The sequence below is a fragment of the Streptomyces sp. NPDC002125 genome (assembly GCF_053593715.1).
Genome location: NZ_JBSFDD010000005.1, coordinates 347,458 through 360,733 on the forward strand (window position 1 = coordinate 347,458; position 13,276 = coordinate 360,733).

General features: G+C 71.9%; 16 protein-coding genes. 10 read left to right on the forward strand and 6 right to left on the reverse strand.

Translation table 11 applies throughout. From position 1 onward, the window contains the following. Positions 1–55: 55 nt before the first annotated feature. The 4 genes from ACWCQM_RS12255 to ACWCQM_RS12270 all read left to right on the forward strand — a co-directional run bounded on the left by ACWCQM_RS12255 (position 56) and on the right by ACWCQM_RS12270 (position 2,315). Entirely contained in the window at positions 56–640 is a 585-nt protein-coding gene (locus ACWCQM_RS12255) for a hypothetical protein (protein WP_450915219.1), read from the forward strand. A 246-nt stretch (positions 641–886) separates the two neighbouring features. Next, positions 887–1,240, forward strand: coding sequence for an STAS domain-containing protein (locus ACWCQM_RS12260; protein WP_450915220.1), 354 nt, complete (start codon positions 887–889; stop codon positions 1,238–1,240). Positions 1,241–1,325: 85 nt separating this feature from the next. Further along, positions 1,326–1,889, forward strand: coding sequence for an ATP-binding protein (locus ACWCQM_RS12265; RefSeq protein ID WP_450915221.1), 564 nt, complete (start codon positions 1,326–1,328; stop codon positions 1,887–1,889). 48 nt (positions 1,890–1,937) lie between these two features. After that, complete coding sequence (locus ACWCQM_RS12270; protein ID WP_450915222.1) at positions 1,938–2,315, forward strand: STAS domain-containing protein; 378 nt, start codon at positions 1,938–1,940, stop codon at positions 2,313–2,315. Between the two features lie 7 nt (positions 2,316–2,322). On the opposite strand, the gene ACWCQM_RS12275 is transcribed toward ACWCQM_RS12270, so the two are convergent. From ACWCQM_RS12275 to ACWCQM_RS12290, 4 genes are all read right to left on the reverse strand, one after another. Then, on the reverse strand, positions 2,323–2,718 hold the full coding sequence (locus ACWCQM_RS12275; RefSeq protein WP_450915223.1) for an STAS domain-containing protein: 396 nt from the start codon (positions 2,716–2,718) through the stop codon (positions 2,323–2,325). Continuing rightward, the gene (locus tag ACWCQM_RS12280) at positions 2,678–3,811 is read right to left on the reverse strand and encodes a cobalamin B12-binding domain-containing protein (protein ID WP_450915224.1); all 1,134 of its coding nucleotides are present in this window, start codon (positions 3,809–3,811) and stop codon (positions 2,678–2,680) included. The genes ACWCQM_RS12275 and ACWCQM_RS12280 overlap by 41 nt, the downstream gene beginning before the upstream one ends. After that, the gene (locus ACWCQM_RS12285; RefSeq protein WP_450915225.1) at positions 3,808–5,478 is read right to left on the reverse strand and encodes a SpoIIE family protein phosphatase; all 1,671 of its coding nucleotides are present in this window, start codon (positions 5,476–5,478) and stop codon (positions 3,808–3,810) included. Before ACWCQM_RS12285 ends, ACWCQM_RS12280 begins: the two co-directional genes overlap by 4 nt. 251 nt (positions 5,479–5,729) lie before the next feature. Continuing rightward, positions 5,730–6,914, reverse strand: coding sequence for a PP2C family protein-serine/threonine phosphatase (locus ACWCQM_RS12290; protein ID WP_450915226.1), 1,185 nt, complete (start codon positions 6,912–6,914; stop codon positions 5,730–5,732). Between the two features lie 95 nt (positions 6,915–7,009). On the opposite strand from ACWCQM_RS12290, the gene ACWCQM_RS12295 reads away from it, so the two are divergent. Further along, entirely contained in the window at positions 7,010–7,513 is a 504-nt protein-coding gene (locus ACWCQM_RS12295) for a MarR family winged helix-turn-helix transcriptional regulator (RefSeq protein WP_450915227.1), read from the forward strand. A gap of 133 nt (positions 7,514–7,646) precedes the next feature. On the opposite strand, the gene ACWCQM_RS12300 is transcribed toward ACWCQM_RS12295, so the two are convergent. Continuing rightward, positions 7,647–9,149, reverse strand: a complete 1,503-nt coding sequence (locus ACWCQM_RS12300; protein WP_450915228.1) for a SulP family inorganic anion transporter — start codon at positions 9,147–9,149, stop codon at positions 7,647–7,649. Positions 9,150–9,394: 245 nt separating this feature from the next. On the opposite strand from ACWCQM_RS12300, the gene ACWCQM_RS12305 reads away from it, so the two are divergent. Together ACWCQM_RS12305 and ACWCQM_RS12310 are read left to right on the forward strand one after the other, a co-directional pair. Continuing rightward, positions 9,395–9,841, forward strand: a complete 447-nt coding sequence (locus ACWCQM_RS12305; RefSeq protein ID WP_450915271.1) for a MerR family transcriptional regulator — start codon at positions 9,395–9,397, stop codon at positions 9,839–9,841. A 244-nt stretch (positions 9,842–10,085) separates the two neighbouring features. Beyond that, a complete protein-coding gene (locus ACWCQM_RS12310; RefSeq protein WP_450915229.1) occupies positions 10,086–10,394 on the forward strand; it encodes a hypothetical protein in 309 nt (102 codons plus the stop codon). Here ACWCQM_RS12310 and ACWCQM_RS12315 read toward each other — a convergent pair. Beyond that, positions 10,327–10,899, reverse strand: coding sequence for a TIGR03086 family metal-binding protein (locus ACWCQM_RS12315; RefSeq protein WP_450915230.1), 573 nt, complete (start codon positions 10,897–10,899; stop codon positions 10,327–10,329). The two genes, ACWCQM_RS12310 and ACWCQM_RS12315, sit on opposite strands and share 68 nt — an antisense overlap. 83 nt (positions 10,900–10,982) lie before the next feature. Here ACWCQM_RS12315 and ACWCQM_RS12320 point away from each other — a divergent pair, with 83 nt between their 5' ends. Genes ACWCQM_RS12320 through ACWCQM_RS12330 form a run of 3 tightly spaced genes read left to right on the forward strand, consistent with a single transcriptional unit; the run spans position 10,983 to position 13,202 of the window. Then, a complete protein-coding gene (locus ACWCQM_RS12320; RefSeq protein ID WP_450915231.1) occupies positions 10,983–11,819 on the forward strand; it encodes an AraC family transcriptional regulator in 837 nt (278 codons plus the stop codon). Between the two features lie 39 nt (positions 11,820–11,858). Then, positions 11,859–12,398 (forward strand): GNAT family N-acetyltransferase, encoded by a 540-nt coding sequence (locus tag ACWCQM_RS12325; RefSeq protein WP_450915232.1) that lies wholly within the window; start codon positions 11,859–11,861, stop codon positions 12,396–12,398. Between the two features lie 54 nt (positions 12,399–12,452). Next, entirely contained in the window at positions 12,453–13,202 is a 750-nt protein-coding gene (locus tag ACWCQM_RS12330; protein WP_450915233.1) for a Mut7-C RNAse domain-containing protein, read from the forward strand. The last annotated feature ends 74 nt before the right edge of the window (positions 13,203–13,276 follow it).

A 13,276-nucleotide genomic window follows, 5' to 3' on the forward strand; every position in this document is an offset into this window, starting at 1 on the left:
GATCGGGTTGCGCGGCGGGGCTGTGTCTCCTAAGAAGTAGTCGGGTGGATGAGATATGCATCGCGGTGGCGGAGTGGGCGAAGGGACCGACGACCTGGGGCCCGAGCCTGCCCGGCGAGGGCGGCACCGGCGCGAGGCCGAGCGCGTACGGGACGCTCAGACGGGCGGCGTCGAAGGTTCGGGGAGCAGGAGCAGTGGACGGGTGGGGGTGACCTACAAATACTTCGGTGCCCCTGACGGGGCCACCGCCGCACGTGTGCCCATTTCCATGCGCCCCGAGGAGCTCGGGGGTGACGAGCTGGGCATGGGCGGCATGTTCAGCAAGATCAAGCCCGAGACGGTGGCGGCCATGGTCCTCACCGGCATACAGGGCATACCCCTGAACAAGGTCCCCCCGCTGGAGCTGGTCGTCCTCCACCCCGACTACGCGGTCGTCAAGCTGCCGATGACGGTCGTCGACCCGCTGCGGGACGTCGGCGAGGAATCGGTCGGCGCCGCGGCCTTCATCTGGTCCACGGTCCCGGACCGCGGCGGACCGCGCGACGCGTTCAACGTCTACCAGCTGCTCCACGAGTGGCAGGACTTCTCCCACCGGCTGCACGACGCCGGGCACCAGGCGTACTGCCTGGTGTGGCCCTGACACGGGCCATCCGAGCGGGGCGGGGCGCCACGGCGAACCCTCCGGACGCCGCCGCGCGTCACGCGGCCGGGAGTCCTCCAGGCACCGCTGCGGTCCTGGGAGCGGACCGGCCCGTCCGCATGCGCGTGTGACTCCCTCGCCCCCTCCGGTGTCCGTCCCCCGCATCACACCGTCCGGCACCGCTCCCCGGGGGCCCTGTCACCACGCGTGCCCCCGCCACTTCCGCGGTGTAGGAAGATGTGACGCATGTCGGCAGATGAACTGCGTGTGGTCGTGGAGACCACTGACGACGGTGTCGTCGTGATCCGTGTCCGAGGGAGCCTCGACGGATGGTCGGACTCCTCCGGCCTGGTCGAGGCTCTGGAGAAGGCCGCCCAGGGCGGCGGACGGCTGACCGTGGCCGATCTGTCCCGGCTGGAGTTCGCCGATTCCACCGGCCTGCACGCCCTGCTGAACGCCCAGCGCAGGCATTCCGAGTCGGGGGTGCGGCTGGTGCTGGCGGGCCCGCTCGGCACGGGAGTACGCAGGCTCTTCGAGGTCTCGGGCACGGCCGGTGCCTTCAGCTTCGCGGACACGGTGGACGCGGCGCTCACATGCTGACCCCCGTGCCCGGGGCCGCCCCGTTCACCCGCCGCCCGGACGGGGGACGAATGACTCCCGCCCCGCCGGGCAGGCGCGGAGTGTCATGAGCGGGGAACGAGAGGGACTGCGCGGCGGCGTGAGTCCGGCCGATGGGCCGGAGGAGGCCGCCGGCACTCCTGCCCCGGTGGCACCGGCGGACGAGGGTACGGAGCATCCGGCCGGCATCGGGCTCGTGGAGCCGCCGGCGGACGGCAGCGGGCCGGACGCCCCCGTGGACGCGGAAGGCCCGCCCGGCGTGCCGCGGAACGCGGCTGCCGCGCGCGCCGTCGTCACCCGGCTCCTGGAAGCGTGGTTCAGCGGACGGGACGGAGAGGTTCCGGCCGACTTCGTCGTGGCGGACGCGCTGTTGGTGACCTCGGAACTGGTGACCAACGCCGTCAGGCACGGCGGCGGGCTCACCGGGTTCACGGCGGAGATCACCGACGACGGACTCCTCCTCACCGTCGGCGACGCGAGCGCCGAGGCGCCGGTCGTCACGGAACGCGACCCGGCCACGGCTCCCATCGGGGGCTACGGCTGGCCCCTGGTGCGCCGTCTGACGGAGTGGGTGTCCGTCACGCACCACCTCGGCGGCAAGAACATCGTCGCCCTGATCGCCCTCACCTGAGCAGGGTGTCCGTGCGGGCGGGCCGGGGCAGTTGGCATACTTTCCCGCATGGTCCGTGAGCCTCTCGACAACTCCACGCCCGCCGCGTCACCGGTGGTGGCGGCCGAACGTGAGATCAACGGCTGCTGGGTCGTCCGGGCGCAGGGCGAGATCGACTGCGACAGCATCGATCCGCTCTTCATCGCCATGTGGCAGGCCGTGGCCGGGCACGAGGTCGTCGTACTGGACACGTCCGCGGTCACGTTCGCCGACTCGTCCTTCCTCAGCCTGCTCATCGAGACGCACCAGCAGACCCAGTTGCGCGTAGCCGCCCCGGGTACCGCCGTGACACGGCTCCTGCGGACGGCAGGTGTCGACCGGGTGATCCGGACGTATCCCACGCTCGACGCGGCCCTCGGCCCGCCCTCGCCCTCCCGGTCCGCGTGACGCCGCTTCAGCCCGAAGGGACGGTCGGCGGGCCGTCCTCCGCGTGAGCCTGCCCGTCGAGCCGGCCGGAACCCTGCGGCCCGAAGATCTGGCGGATGCCTGTGACCTCCAGGATCCTGCGCAGGAACGCGGGCTGGTTCACGAGGTGCAGCACCACACCGGCGGACGACGTGCGGCGGTGGATCATGAGGAGACTCGAGACGCCCATCGAGTCGCACAACCGGAGCCGCTCACAGTCCAGGATCAGGTCGCGCAGGCCCGGGTCGGCCGAGAGACAGGCCTGGACACGCTCCACCAGCTGCTCGCACGTGTCGTGGTCCAGGTCACCCGACAGACGCAGCAGGACGCTCCCCGGGCCGGCCTCAGCGGTCAGGGAGAAGGGTGGACTGTTCAGATCGGTCATCCGAGGCTCCGGTGGTATGGCCGGCCCCTGCCAGGAGGGCGTCCAGCGCCGTGCGCGCCTGGTCGAGCAGCCGGGTGGATCGGGGGAAGTCCTTGAGCTCCGTCCCCAGGACGTCGAGGACCGGCAGCAAGGAGCCCGCCGGGACGCCGCGGGCACCGAGGATGCCCGCGGTCCAGGTCAGGAAGCCGGCGAAGAGGTCGTCATCGTCCATGTAGAGGGCCACGCCCAGGTACTCGACGATGTGGGAGATGTCCTGCGCGGTGTGCTCGCGCTGCTGCTCCGTGTAGGACGCCGCCTCGGGGAAGCGGCTCTCGAGCTGGGCCAGCACCTCACGTACGAGCTGGGGCCTGCTGCGGACCACAAGGGTGTACTCCTGGTCGTCAAGGTGCGGCAGGTCGTCTATCTGCTGCCTGCCGACCGCCATAGCCGGGACCTCGATGCCGTCCGCGATGCGGCGCGCCGCGGAGCGTGCGTCGGGTGCCCAGGCGTCCGCGCCCAGGCGGCGCGCGTGCCGGCCGGCAGGCCCGAAGGCCGCCCCGCCCGCCAGCACGGGCACGCCCACGGCCTGGCAGGCGGTGATCGCCGCGTGCGCGGCGGGCAGCCGGGTGGGGATCGAGGAGGACAGTGCGACGACGTCCGCTCCGTACGTGTGCAGGTGGGCGATGAGGTGCGGCGTGGGCACCTGGGCGCCGAGGAAGTCCACCTGCCACCCGCGCAGTGTCAGCACCTCGGCGAGCAGACGCGCCGGCAGCACGTGCCACTCCTGGTCCACACAGGCCACGGTGACCCGCCCCAGGCTCGGCGTGGCGCGCGCGGCGGGGTGACGGTGGGCGAGCGCGGCGATGATCCGCTCGGCGATGGCACTCGCCGCGTGTTCCTGCGCGACGCTCAGGCGGTTGGCCGCCCACTCGGCGCCCACCCGCGCCTGCACGGGGGCGATGACGTCCAGCAGCGCGGTCTCCGCGTCGAGTCCGTCGTCGAGCGCGGAGAAGAGCAGGTCGGCGGCCGCGCGTTCGTTCCGGCTGGTCACCGCGGCCCACAACTCGGCCTGGAGGCCGCGCAGCCGGGGCGCGGCAGGTATGTACGCGTTCATGCGGTGTACCTGCCCCGGGTGTGCCCGTCCACCGCGCTGAGGTGGGTGGTCGGCGGGGCGGTGATCGCGACGAGTGCCATGTCGTCGTGTCTGCCGTCGTGCAGCCACTGGGACGCGAGCATCTGCACCCGCTCGACCACGGCCTGGCCGGGCATGCCCGCGCACTCCCCCACGACGCGCATCAGCCGCTCCTCGCCGAACAGTTCGTCACCGAGAGGGCCGCCGCGCGCCTCCGTGACTCCGTCGGTGTAGAGCAGGCAGGTCTCGCCGGGATCGAGGTGGATCTCCACGGTGCGGGCCTCGATGTGGGGCAGCGCCCCGACCAGGGTGCCGCGGGTGTCGATCTCTTCGACCCGGCCGTCGTTGCGGACCACCAGGGGGGAGGGGTGGCCGGCGGAGGTGAGGCGGAGCCGCACCCTGTTCTCCACGCGCTGGACCGAGGCCAGCACCAGGGTCGCGAAGCGGGTGTGGTGCGAGTTGAGGAGCGCTCCGTTGAGCAGCCGCAGCATCCGCTCGTGGTCGCCCGCCATCGGTGTCAGCGCCTGCAGGGTGTTACGGATCTTGCCGGTGAGCACGGCCGCGTCGAGGCCCTTGCCGCAGACGTCGCCGAGGACGGCGAGCGAGGCCTCCTCCTGCGTACTGCCCGGATGCACGTCGTAGAAGTCGCCGCCCACCCGGTCCCGTGCGGAGGCGGGCTGGTAGCCGCCGGCGAACTCGACGCCGTTCACGCAGTGCAGCTGAGGGGGCAGCAGGTCCCGCATGAGGGTCCGGGTGATGTCGCTCTGCTCCGCGTACAGCCGCGCGGCGGAGAGGGCGGCGCCCGCCCGGGCGGCGAACAGCCGGGCGAAGACCTCCTCGTTCGCGTTGAACTGGGCGGAGTCGGCGCTGCGCAGCAGCACCAGGACCCCGGCCGGGACGCCGTGGCCGGGAAGGGGGGTGACGGCGGCCGACCCCACGGAGCCGGTGAAGTCGTCCGGGATGAGCCAGTCGGGAAGCGCCCCGGGGTCGATCCACCGGGAGGGTACCGGCGGGAAGCCTTGAAGGGCCTCGCTCAGGCCGGGCACCTGGGAGGGATCGGCCGCCACCGTCGCGCGGACCGCGGCCCGGCCCCTGACCGCGTACGCCATGGGCAGCTTCCGGCCCGCGGCGGGAGCGACGACCACGGCGGCGTCGGCGAGGTGCTGGGAGGCGAGTTGGGCGGTGGCGCGCATGCAGCGGTCCGTGTTCAGCGACGCCAGCAGGACGTTCGAGGCCTCGGCCAGGAAGGTGGTGCGCTCCCGTTCCGTGGCGAGCGCCTGCTCGGCGAGCCGTCGGTCGGTGTCGTCGACCAGCCACCACACCACGTTCCCGTCCACGCCGGGGGTCGGATGCGCCTCGAAGCTCTGGGCTCCGATCTCGCCCCGGTACACGGGCCGGTGCGGTTCGGCCGCCGGAGATCCGGCGGGAGCCACCGTCTCGTCATGAGCACGGGCCAGCCAGTACGGCACCGCCTGCGACAGCGTGATGCCGAGGGCCGCGCCTTCGAGCAACGAGGCGGCGATCGGGTTGAAGTCGACGACGACTCCGGAGCTGTCGGCGACGATCACCGGGTACGGGGCGGTGCCCCAGACGCCGGATGCGGACCGTTGGTGAGTCTTCGTGGCGATGTGTTCCTTCGGAGGAGCCATGAGGGGGGACCCGCCAGGGGCGAGTCGCACCACCTTCCAACTGGACGAAAATTACTTTCCCTTCGGCAACCATTGCCCATGCGCCCTGCGGATGGCAAGCCACCCCCTGCGCCGCCGGGCCCCTCGGCGGCGCAGGAGGCAGGCGCGGCCCGGCCCCTGGAAGGCCCCGCACATCAGACCTGCCGGAATTCTTCACCGGGCACACACGTTCCAGGACGTCCCGTGCCCACGGGCGAGAGCGGGGCGGCCTCTCAGCCTGCCCCGGGGCGCCCGTGCCAGTCGAGGCACACGACCAGCGCGTCGTCCACGACCGGACCGCTGCCCCGGTGCCCCAGCAGCGCCTCCAGTACGGCCCGCGGCACCTGGGACGCCGGCAGGAGCCGCGTGTCGGTGATCGCCCTGGAGAGTGCCCGCAGGCCGTACTTCTCCCCTGATGGCGACAGGACGTCGTACACGCCGTCGCTCAGGAAGAACAGCCGGTCACCCGGCTCCACCTCGAAGTCCTGCACCGTGTAGACCGTGTCCTGGAACATGCCCAGCGGCATCTGGGCCTCCAGTTCGACCGCTTCGACGGCCCCTCCCCGCAGCCGCCAGATACGGGGCGACCCCGCGTCGATGATCTGAACGCGCCCGGTGGGCAGATGGAAGCGGAGCAGCAGGGCCGCCAGGTGGCGGCTCCCGTGGTGCTGGCCGAACACGGCCTGATCGGCCAGGTACGCCTGATCGACGAGATCCAGGCCGGCCCGCCGGGCGTTGCGCAGGGCGTTGACCGCCAGATTGGTGAGCAGCGCCGCGTCGATGCCCTCGCCCATCCCGTTGTTGACGGTCAGTACGAGATCGTCGGCCGACGCGGACCAGTCGTAGCTGTCACCGTGAACGGCGTAGGCGGGCTGGAGCTGGGCACCGATGCTGTACTCCTCGCGGGCGCAGGACCGCCCCGGCAGGAGCTGCCACTGCATCTCCGCGGCCAGGGTCAGACGCTCCGCCCTGCGGGCCCGGAGGAACAGGTCGGTGTCCCGTTCCGCGACGACGACCTCGTGGGCCAGCGCCTGCGCGCAGGCGCTCAGATCGTCCAGCGCGTCACCGCCGGGGCCCGCACCCTCGCTGTCGGGCAGGGTGACACTCAGCACTCCCAGCCGGTCACCCCGCACGGTGACGGGCAGGTGCACGGTCGTGGTCGAGGCCACCGGGTCGTGGACGCAGTGCGGCTCCTGCGCACCGAACGCCCTTCCGGCACCGCCGTCGTGAACCGGTATCGGCCCACTGGAGTGATGCATCTCACCTACGGGCTGGAGCCAGGATGTCGCGTAGTCCGCGAGCAGCAGCTCCACCCCCAGGGCATGGTGTCGCAGCTCGATCCGGGTGCGCAGCACCTCGACGATCCGGTGGGGCGCGGCCTCACGCAACAGGCGTTCGACCGCGCTGGGTCTGTCCACTTGTACAGGTCTCGCTTTCGTTGACATATCTTCGATTGCACGGTTGCTCACACCGGCCAGCCGGCCCGGCCCACAGAGCCCACTCGGAGTGTCACATGAGCGAGGATCCCGTCCCGGACCCCCAGGACGTACCGGACACCTCCCTCGATGCCGGGCACTTGCGGGAACTCCTCGAGAACGCGTGGGAACGCGGCCGGGAGGCCTTCGACACGGCACCGGTCTCGCCCACCCAGACCCGGGTGCTGTACGTCGTCGAGCGGGAGCCGGGCATCAACATGCGCGACCTGGGGCGGCACCTCGCGATGGCGGCCCCCTCGGTGAGCCGCCTCTGCGACCGGCTCCAGGCCGCCGGGTTCCTCCGCAGGACACCCCGGGTGGAGGACCGCCGCGAGATACAGCTGCGGCTCACCGATGTCGGCCAGGCGCACCTGCGCGCCCTCCGGCACCGGCGCGAGCAGTACCTCCGGCAGACCATGGACGGCATGCCACCGGCCGCACGCCATGCGCTGACCGCCGGTCTCAGGGCTTTCTGCGAGGCGTCCGGCCGATCGCCCCGGACGGCGAGCGGCCAGCCGCACGAACGTCGGCGTAGCGCGTAGCCGGCCGCACGGCAGGGGCCCGCACCGAGGTCGGGCGTGCAGGCGGCCCCGCCGGTGCGCGGCGGAGGAGCCCCGTCGGCCGGGCGTCCAGGCGGCGCGGAGGAACCCGTCGGCACCGCGCGGGCGGTGCCTGTCAGGTGCTGCCGGTGAGTTCACCGCTCAGGGAGCTGTGGAGGCGGGCGCTCCGCTCGTTGAGCCCGACGATCTCCACGCTCTTCCCGCGCTGCTCGTACTTCGTGGTGATGGCGTCCAGGCTCGCGACGGCCGAGGCGTCCCAGATGTGCGCGGCGGTCAGGTCGATCACGACCCGGCCGGGATCGGCGGTGTAGTCGAACCGCCCGACCAGGTCGTTGGACGAGGCGAAGAAGAGTTCGCCGGTCACCGAGTAGGTGATCCGGCCGCCGTCCTGGTCGATGGCGGTGGTGACATCGGCGAGGTGGGCGACCCGCCTGGCGAAGATGACCATCGCGGTGATCGAGCCGACGACGACACCGACGGCGAGGTTCTCGGTGGCGACGACACAGACCACCGTGATCACCATGACCGTGATCTCACCGGCCGGCATCCGCTTGAGGGTCCTGGGCGCGATGGAGTGCCAGTCGAAGGTCGCGAAGCACACCATGATCATGACGGCGACGAGGGCCGCCATCGGGATACGGGAGACGAGCGGCCCGAACGCGATGCAGAGCACCATCAGGAAGACACCCGCCATGAAGGTCGAGAGCCGGGTGCGGGCACCGGAGACCTTCACGTTGATCATGGTCTGGCCGATCATCGCGCAGCCGCCCATGCCGCCGAGGAAGCCGGTCACGATGTTGGCGATCCCCTGGCCGATCGACTCCCGGGTCTTGCTGGAGTGCGTGTCGGTGATCTCGTCGACCAGCTTGGCCGTCATCAGCGACTCCATCAGGCCGACCATGGCCATGGCCAGGGCGTAGGGCGCGATGGTGGTCAGTGTCTCCAGGGTGAAGGGCACGTCCGGCAGGCCGGGCACCGGCAGGGACGAGGGCAGCTGCCCCTTGTCACCGACCGTCGGTACGGCGATGCCCGCGGCCACGGTGATCGAGGTCAGGATGACGACGGAGACCAGCGGGGCGGGGACCGCCCTGGTGATCCGCGGGAAGAACACCATCAGGGCCATACCGCCCAGGACCAGCGGATACACGGGCCAGGGGACGTCGCTGATCTCGGAGACCTGGCCCATGAAGACCAGGATCGCCAGCGCGTTGACGAAGCCGACCATCACGCTGCGCGGCACGAACCGCATCAGCCGGGCGACGCCCAGGGCGCCGAGCACGATCTGGAAGACGCCGCCCAGGATGACGCCCGCCACCAGATAGCCGAAGCCGTGCTCCCGGTTGAGGGGGGCGATGACGAGCGCGACGGCGCCCGTCGCGGCGGAGATCATCGCGGGCCTGCCGCCGACGAAGGAGATGACGACGGCCATCGTGAACGCGGCGAACAGGCCCACGGCGGGATCGACACCGGCGATGATCGAGAAGGAGATCGCCTCGGGGATCAGCGCCAGACCCACGACGAGACCGGCCAGGGTCTCCCTGCGGAAGACCTTCGGGGACAGCCAGGGCGGCCGGGAGAAGCGGAGCGGACCTGCCAGGGGCAGTACGGATGAGGGCAAGAGAAGCGTGACCTGTCGTTGCTCGGGCGCACCCGGTCGACCGGGGGCATGTGTGACATGCGGATCGGATCGGTGAGCGGCTGCGAGAGACGCGCGCTCCACGGGGCACCGGAATCGGCCGGAGGCATCGTCGGCCCCGGTATCCGGGCGACGAACAACTCTACCCTAACGTTAGAGTAGGGATGGAAACGCCGTCCTCCCGTGGTCACGGCGGGAGTCGAAAGGGCACAGTGAACAGCCAGCACATGCAGATCGGCGAGGTCGCACGGCGCACCGAGCTGTCCCTGCGCACGATCCGGCACTACGAGGAGTCCGGGCTCGTGGTCCCCTCGGCCAGGTCGCGTGGCGGGTTCCGGCTGTACACCGAGGGCGATGTGGCCCGGCTGATGGTCATCCGCCGGATGAAGCCGCTGGGCTTCACGCTGGAAGAGATGCGGGACCTCCTGGAGGCGGTCGACCGCCTCGACGCCGGCGACGAAGCCGGCGGGGACGAGCACGACGCGCTCCTGGAGCGGGTCCGGGCGTACGAGCGGGCGGCGGCCGAGCAGGTGGCGAAGCTGCGGACCCAGCTGGCACGGGCCGAGGAGTTCGCACTGACCCTGCGCACCCGGCTGGAGCCGAGCGGCCGGCCGGACGGGGTCCGGGACGGTTCGCCGGACGACCTGGAGCGCACGGGCCCGCCGGACCAGTGACACCGGAGCCGTGGAGTGGGCCGTACGACGCCGATGACGTGAGGCGTGCGGCGGGAGACACCTCGGAGGCGCGACACGGAGAGACACGCCACCTGTGACAGCGGAGCCGCAACGCGGGCCGTACGACGCCGGGACACGGTTTCGAGGTCGCTCTTCGGCCATTCATTGGCCGAAGAATGATCTTCAGCCGAACGGGCCACCCTGCCGATGCAAGGAGCACCGACTTCCGAGGAGGCCGCCCGGCATGGATGACCTGCTGCTGACCCTGGCCGTCCCGGCCGTGGTCCTCGCCAGTGGGGTGTACGCGGTCTGCGACTGCCGGCGCCAACGCCGGAAGCCCCCGCCGTACGCCCGCCGGGCAGCCGTCCTGGCCGCACGCGAAACGGTGGACCGGGCCGAGGCGGTCGTCGACCGGGCGTACGCCGCTCTCGGCAGGCTCTACGCCGACCCGGCCACCCCCCACCCGGCGGACGGCTCCCCCACCGTCAGGGGCGGGGCGGGCTCCAGCCGGGATCGCGGCCCGTTCCGGCCAGCATCCGCTCGAAGGCCGTAGCCCCGGGCGGCGGCGGGAACGCCTCGCCGAACACCCCCATCTTCCGGGCCTGAGGAGCCATTTCGGCGAACGCGGGTTCCATCTCGGCCACCGAGTCCGGGTCGGGCGTGAAGTCCTGGCCCGTCGCGCGGGCCAGGTCCCAGGCGTGGACGGTCAGATCGCCCAGCACCATGAGCCCCACCGTCCTGGCGGGCAGCCCCATGCCTCCGCTCACCCCTTCCTCCGTGCCCGGCTCCGCCCATGCCTTCACCAGCAGTGCCGTCTCGTCACCGAAGCGGCCTCGCCAGTCCCCGGTGACGAACTCCGGTGTCCGGCTGAAGTCGACGGGCTCCTTGGCCGCCAGGACCTGGAAGTTCGCGACCACCCCGAAGAGATGGTTGAGCAGGGCGCGTACGTCGTACTCGCTGCACGGCGTGGCGCGGGACAGCTGGTCGTCACCGATTCCCCGTACGACGGGACCCGCCTTCGCGGCGGCTCCCTCCAGTAGTTCACTGATCGTCTTCATGCTTCCGACGATGCACCCCGGCAGACCCGGTGTCTTGAAGAAACGCGACAGCGGCACGGTGGCAGCCGTTCTACGATCCGTACATGGCCGGACCCGGACGCGAGACACGGGGCATCGTGCATGCCCCTGACCTGTTCACCCGCGTCCGCTTCCGCCTCCGCGATCCGGCCCCTGAGCTGCGGCCCCATGTGGAGCACTACTGGCTGATCGACTGGGACCTCGAAGAGCCGTACACCTCGCAGGTGGTGCCGCACCCCTGCGTCCACCTGGTCTTCCAGCGCTCCGATTCCGGCAGCGCGGCCGAGCGCGCGGGCACGGCCGAGGTCTACGGCGTCGTCCAGGGGCTGTTCAGCCAGCGGCTGGAGGGCAGGGGACGGGTCTGCGGCGTGAAGTTCAGGCCCGGCACCTTCCGGCCGTTCGCCCCGGGCCGGCCGGTGTCGGACTGGACGGGACGCAGGGTCCCCGCCGACGAGGCACTGGCGGCCCCCGAGGGCGGACCACCGGCCTCCGTGATCGCGCCGGACGTGCTGGGCCCCCCGGACGAGGACGCCCGGGTCGCGGCACTCGACGCGTATCTGCTGCCGCTCCTGCCCACGCCGGACCCGCAGGCGGAACTCGCGACGTCGCTCGCCGAACGTGCCCGCACGGACCGCTCCCTCCTCCGGGTCGACGCCCTCGCCCGGGCGGGAGACCTGTCGGTGCGCTCGCTGCAGCGGCTCTTCTCCGGCTATGTGGGAGTCGGACCCAAGTGGGTCATCCTGCGCCACCGCATCCACGAGGCGCTGCAACGCGCCGAGAAGGACCCCGAACCCGACTGGGCGCGACTCGCCGCCGATCTCGGCTACAGCGACCAGGCGCACCTGGTCAGGGACTTCACGGCCACGGTGGGAGTCCCTCCGACGGCCTTCGCACCGCACTGAAGCCCGTCCGTTGTCAGTGCCGGGTGCGAGACTCGGCCCATGGAAACCAGTGCGCGCCGGTCCGCCCCGGCCCTCGTGGAGATCGTGCCCTGGGCGGCGGGCGATCTCGGGCTGCTCCGGCTGGCCAATGCCCCGGAGCTGATGGCCCACCTCGGTGGCCCGGAGACCGAGGAGCAGCTGATGGTCCGCCACGAACGCTATGTGGCACTGAGCGCGGACCGGACGGGCCGGGGCAGGATGTTCCGGATCAGCCTGGCCGCGACCGGCGAGCCGGTGGGCACGATCGGTTACTGGGAGCAGACCCGGCAGGACGAGCAGATCTACGAGACGGGGTGGGCGGTCCTGGCCGGCTTCCACGGGCTCGGCATCGCCTCGTCGGCCACCGCCGCAGTGGTGGAGCACGCACGGGAGGCGGGCAGGCACCGCTATCTGCACGCCTATCCGTCCGTCGACAACGGCGCGTCGAACGCGGTGTGCCGCAAGAGCGGCTTCGTCCTGCTCGGCGACTGCGACTTCGAATACCCGCCCGGCAACCCCATGCGGGTGAACGACTGGCGGCTGGACCTCGCCACCCCCTGACCGGGACGCCGGAAACCCGTCGCCGCGCTGCCCCCCGGATGGCATCCTGACCAGGTGAACGGACCCGAGATCACCCTCGAAGTAGCCCCGGAACTGCGGCTCTTCGTCGCCCACGACCGCCGCGTGGGACGCACCGCCGTCACCACCGACGGCTCGTCGACCCTCGGCCATGTCGTGGAGTCGCTCGGCGTCCCGCTCACCGAGGCCGGACAGCTCCTCGTCGACGGCCACCCCGTCCCCGCGTCCCACATCCCCGGCGCGGGCGAGCTGGTCGAGGTGCGGGCCGTGCGCCGTCCGCAGCCGGTGCCGGGCGCGCCCCTGCGCTTCCTGCTCGACGTACATCTGGGCACGCTCGCGCGACGGCTGCGGCTGCTGGGCGTGGACGCGGCGTACGAGAGCGAGGACATAGGCGACCCCGCGCTGGCCGCCCTCTCCGCGAAGGAGCGGCGCGTCCTGCTCTCCCGTGACCGGGGGCTGCTGCGGCGCAGGGAGATCTGGGCGGGGGCGTACATCTACAGCGACCGCCCCGGGGAGCAGCTGCGCGACGTCCTGGGCCGGTTCGCGCCCGTGCTCGCGCCATGGACCCGCTGCACCGCGTGCAACGGGGAGCTGGCCGAGGCGGACAAGGACTCCGTGAGCGCCCGCCTGGAGCAGGGCACGCAGGCGTCCTACGACGTGTTCGCGCAGTGCACGGCCTGCGACCGGGTGTACTGGCGGGGTGCCCACCACTCCCATCTGGAGGCCGTCGTGGCGGACGCCGTGGCCGAGTTCGGCGGCGCGGGCAGCGAAGCCCCCACGGCCTGAGACGCTCCACTCCCCCTCGCTTCGGCCGGCGCCCGGTGGGACTTCACACGGCCCGGCCGGGCTTGGCGTCTGCT

Bases quoted from the DNA above. Each gene is read 5' to 3' on its own strand.
- ACWCQM_RS12280 (WP_450915224.1), bottom strand. From the start codon at position 3,811: ATGAACGCGTACATACCTGCCGCGCCCCGGCTGCGCGGCCTCCAGGCC.
- ACWCQM_RS12320 (WP_450915231.1), top strand. From the start codon at position 10,983: ATGGCCGGACCCGGACGCGAGACACGGGGCATCGTGCATGCCCCTGAC.
- ACWCQM_RS12310 (WP_450915229.1), top strand. From the start codon at position 10,086: ATGGATGACCTGCTGCTGACCCTGGCCGTCCCGGCCGTGGTCCTCGCC.
- ACWCQM_RS12270 (WP_450915222.1), top strand. From the start codon at position 1,938: ATGGTCCGTGAGCCTCTCGACAACTCCACGCCCGCCGCGTCACCGGTG.
- ACWCQM_RS12275 (WP_450915223.1), bottom strand. From the start codon at position 2,718: ATGACCGATCTGAACAGTCCACCCTTCTCCCTGACCGCTGAGGCCGGC.
- ACWCQM_RS12255 (WP_450915219.1), top strand. From the start codon at position 56: ATGCATCGCGGTGGCGGAGTGGGCGAAGGGACCGACGACCTGGGGCCC.
- ACWCQM_RS12265 (WP_450915221.1), top strand. From the start codon at position 1,326: ATGAGCGGGGAACGAGAGGGACTGCGCGGCGGCGTGAGTCCGGCCGAT.
- ACWCQM_RS12295 (WP_450915227.1), top strand. From the start codon at position 7,010: ATGAGCGAGGATCCCGTCCCGGACCCCCAGGACGTACCGGACACCTCC.
- ACWCQM_RS12305 (WP_450915271.1), top strand. From the start codon at position 9,395: ATGCAGATCGGCGAGGTCGCACGGCGCACCGAGCTGTCCCTGCGCACG.
- ACWCQM_RS12325 (WP_450915232.1), top strand. From the start codon at position 11,859: ATGGAAACCAGTGCGCGCCGGTCCGCCCCGGCCCTCGTGGAGATCGTG.
- ACWCQM_RS12285 (WP_450915225.1), bottom strand. From the start codon at position 5,478: ATGGCTCCTCCGAAGGAACACATCGCCACGAAGACTCACCAACGGTCC.
- ACWCQM_RS12260 (WP_450915220.1), top strand. From the start codon at position 887: ATGTCGGCAGATGAACTGCGTGTGGTCGTGGAGACCACTGACGACGGT.
- ACWCQM_RS12315 (WP_450915230.1), bottom strand. From the start codon at position 10,899: ATGAAGACGATCAGTGAACTACTGGAGGGAGCCGCCGCGAAGGCGGGT.